The sequence below is a fragment of the Methylobacterium sp. genome, from assembly GCF_019750675.1.
Lineage (GTDB): Bacteria > Pseudomonadota > Alphaproteobacteria > Rhizobiales > Beijerinckiaceae > Methylobacterium.
On record NZ_JAIEOF010000044.1, the window covers coordinates 1 to 3296 of the forward strand.

Below are 3296 nucleotides of genomic sequence, written 5' to 3' on the forward strand. Positions count from 1 at the left end.
CTTAGGAGGGGGGGCGAGGCCTCGCGAAAGTGACCACTGTGACGCTCGGCCGACCGGGCATTTCCCGTCGGGAAGATTTTGGCCACGTTGATTTAGCGCAAGGAAGCCGCGTAGGGGCCCCGCCATCGTCGGGCGGATCGATCCGGGCGCATGGCTCGGACGCCCGGAGATCCTAATGCCTTCCCTCACCCTCCCGAGTGCGGTGGATCTGGCACGAACCCAGTTCGCGCTGACTGTCGTCTGGCACTTCCTGTTTCCCGCCTTCACCATCGGCCTGGCGAGCTTCCTCGCCGTCCTGGAGGGGCGCTGGCTCGTCACCGGCAAGGCCGTCTACCTCGATACTTATCGCTACTGGCTCAAGGTCTTCGCAGTCGCCTTCGCTATGGGCGTCGTGTCGGGACTGGTGATGTCTTACCAGTTCGGCACCAACTGGTCGGTCTTCGCAGACCGCACCGCGCCGATCCTGGGGCCTCTTCTCGGCTACGAGGTGCTGACCGCGTTCTTCCTAGAAGCCGGCTTCCTCGGCGTCATGTTGTTCGGCCTGGAGCGCGTCGGACCACGCCTGCACTTCATGGCCACCTGCCTCGTCGCCATCGGCACCCTGACCTCCGCCTTCTGGATCCTCTCGGCCAATTCCTGGATGCAAACCCCCACCGGGCACGTTATGGGTCCGGACGGCCGGTTCGCCCCTGCCGATTGGTGGGCCATCATCTTCAACCCGTCCTTCCCTTACCGGTTCGCACACACGGTGACCGGTGCCTACCTGACCACGGCGATGATCGTGGGCGCCGTCGGCGCGTGGCACCTCTTACGCGACGACGTGAATCCCCGCGCCCGGGTCATGTTCTCCATGGCCATGTGGATGGCTGCAATCGTCGCGCCGGCGCAGCTCGTCATCGGCGACATGCACGGTGCCAACACCTACGAGCACCAACCCGCCAAAGTCGCGGCGATGGAAGGCCATTTCGAGACCCGGAAGCGCGCGCCCGCGCTACTGTTCGGATGGCCCGACGCCGAGGCCGGCGAGACGCGCCGAGCCGTCGGTGTCCCGGGCCTCGCTAGCCTCTATCTCACGCACGACCTGAACGGCACCGTGCGCGGGCTTAAGGACATGCCCCGCTCGACTTGGCCGACTAACCTGCCGCTCGTGTTCTGGTCTTTCCGGATCATGGTCGGGCTCGGCCTGCTTATGATCGCCCTCGGTCTCGCCTCGCTCTGGCTGCGATGGAAGAACCGGCTCTACGACACTGCTTGGTTCCACCGCTTCGCGGTCGCCATGGGACCGTCCGGCCTGATTGCCGTCACCGCTGGCTGGACGGTCACCGAGACCGGGCGGCAGCCCTTCACGGTCTACGGGTTGCTCCGTACCGCTGACAGCGTCTCCCCGGTCGCCGCCCCCGCTGTCGCCGCTTCGCTCGCCGCCTTCGCGGTCGTCTACCTCGTCGTGTTCGGGGCGGGCATCTGGTACCTGATCCACCTCTTCAACCAGACTCCGCACGTCCACGAATCGGGACCGCCCACCGGCGTGCCGACCCGCACCGCCGGCATCACCCCGGCACCGGCGCTCGATACGCCCCATCACGGCGCGAGCCGTCCCGCCCTGCAGCCCGCGGAGTAACCCCGATGACCGTCGATCTCACCCTCGTCTGGGCGCTCCTCATCGCCACCGCCATCTTCCTCTACGTTGTCATGGACGGCTTCGACCTCGGCGTCGGTATCCTGTTCCCGGCCATTCGCGAGAAGGCTCACCGGGACGTGATGGTGAACACCGTCGCCCCGGTCTGGGACGGCAACGAGACTTGGCTCATCCTCGGCGGCGGCGGCCTGTTCGCCGTGTTCCCCCTGGCCTACGCCACTCTACTGCCGGCCCTCTACATTCCGTTGACGCTGATGCTGCTCGCCCTCGTGTTTCGCGGGGTCGCGTTCGAGATGCGGTTCCGTTCCGCCACGCGGATGTCCCAGACGGCCTGGGACGGAGCCTTCTCGGCCGGTAGCTTCGTCGCGGCCTTCTGCCAGGGGATCTGCCTCGGCGCCCTGGTGCAGGGCGTCCGAGTCGAGGGGCGGGCCTATGCCGGGGGCTGGTGGGACTGGCTGTCGCCCTTCTCCATCCTCACCGGCCTCGCCTTAATCGCCGGCTACGGGCTCCTTGGGACCTGCTGGCTGATCTGGAAGACGGAAGGCGAACTGCAGCTCAGGGCCTATCGCCTCGCACGGGGATTCGGCCTTGCAACCTTCGCTGCCATCGCCGCCGTTTCCCTAGCGATGCCGTTCCTAAGCCCTGCATTCCGTGGACGTTGGTTCACCTGGCCGGCGATGGCCTTCGTTGCTCCCGTCCCGGTCCTCGTTGCTCTTCTCGGCTTGCGTCTGCGTAACGCCCTCGACCGGCGGGAGGAGGTCATGCCATTCCTCTGTGGGCTCGGCCTGTTCCTACTGTCCTATGTCGGGCTCGGCATCAGCCTGTTCCCGATGATCGTACCGCCCACGGTGACGATTTGGGATGCGGCCACCCACCCAAGCAGCCAGCTCTTCCTGCTCGTCGGGACGGTCGTATTGCTGCCGATGATCCTCGGCTACACCGCCTATGTCTACTGGCTGTTCCGGGGGAAGGTCACCGCCAGTGCCCCGGGCTACCATTGAGGAGCCCCATCATGTCCGTTCCCGTTTCGATGCGTCGCCTCGGCTGGTTCGTGGCACTCTGGGCCGGCGGTATCGCCTGCCTCACGGCGGTCGCCATCCCGCTGCGCTGGCTGCTCAAAGTCATTTGACGCTACCAGCGTGTGCTCTGCTCAAGTTGTACGCCCGCCTTGAGCAGAGCAAAAACTTCCCCCCTCTTTGGGGACATGCCGGGCTGGGTAAAATCGGCCTCTTAGAGCGGCATCCAATCAGGTTGTGTCGTATCCCTCTGATGCGAGGTCGTTGCAGCACTTACTTGGTTGGAAGCGTGTCGGCGCGCGTTTGATGGCCTCCCACAGATCTAGGGCGGTGTGAGCCGCCCTGGTGCGGCGAAGGCCTTTCTGCTTGGCGAAGGGCTGCTCGATTGATGGTGTGGATGGCCCCTGCGACCCGACCGGCTGGCTTCGGACCGGGCTAATTGAGAGGAGCAGCCAGGACCGCATGAGCTGGACATGAAGCAAGATCAAAAGACGGGTGCGGGGCAGGTGGTGCTGAAGCTGCGCCAGATCGAGGTTCAGACGGCGCAGTTCAAAAGTTTGGCGATAGCGTGCAGAGAGGCGGAGATCTCCGAGCAGAGCGACTCACGCTGGCGCAAGAAATACGGCGGCCTGCAGATCGACCAA

3 protein-coding genes and 2 pseudogenes are annotated in these 3296 nt (G+C 65.3%); 4 read left to right on the top strand and 1 reads right to left on the bottom strand.

Features of this window, described 5'->3' with window-relative positions; translation table 11 throughout:
* Nucleotides 1–175: 175 nt before the first annotated feature.
* Genes K2X24_RS02230 through K2X24_RS02240 form a run of 3 tightly spaced genes read left to right on the top strand, consistent with a single transcriptional unit; the run spans nt 176 to nt 2765 of the window.
* The gene (locus tag K2X24_RS02230; protein WP_292494231.1) at nt 176–1618 is read left to right on the top strand and encodes a cytochrome ubiquinol oxidase subunit I; all 1443 of its coding nucleotides are present in this window, start codon (nt 176–178) and stop codon (nt 1616–1618) included.
* Between the two features lie 5 nt (nt 1619–1623).
* Nucleotides 1624–2637, top strand: coding sequence for a cytochrome d ubiquinol oxidase subunit II (gene cydB, locus K2X24_RS02235; protein ID WP_048464244.1), 1014 nt, complete (start codon nt 1624–1626; stop codon nt 2635–2637).
* An 11-nt stretch (nt 2638–2648) separates the two neighbouring features.
* Entirely contained in the window at nt 2649–2765 is a 117-nt protein-coding gene (locus tag K2X24_RS02240; RefSeq protein ID WP_145984818.1) for a DUF2474 family protein, read from the top strand.
* Between the two features lie 117 nt (nt 2766–2882).
* On the opposite strand, the pseudogene K2X24_RS02245 reads toward K2X24_RS02240, so the two are convergent.
* Nucleotides 2883–3038: pseudogene (locus tag K2X24_RS02245) on the bottom strand (IS630 family transposase); the annotation flags it as partial.
* Nucleotides 3039–3125: 87 nt separating this feature from the next.
* On the opposite strand from K2X24_RS02245, the pseudogene K2X24_RS02250 reads away from it, so the two are divergent.
* Nucleotides 3126–3296 (top strand): annotated as a pseudogene (locus K2X24_RS02250) (IS3 family transposase); the annotation flags it as partial.

Bases quoted from the DNA above. Each gene is read 5' to 3' on its own strand.
- cydB (WP_048464244.1), top strand. From the start codon at position 1,624: ATGACCGTCGATCTCACCCTCGTCTGGGCGCTCCTCATCGCCACCGCC.
- K2X24_RS02240 (WP_145984818.1), top strand. From the start codon at position 2,649: ATGTCCGTTCCCGTTTCGATGCGTCGCCTCGGCTGGTTCGTGGCACTC.
- K2X24_RS02230 (WP_292494231.1), top strand. From the start codon at position 176: ATGCCTTCCCTCACCCTCCCGAGTGCGGTGGATCTGGCACGAACCCAG.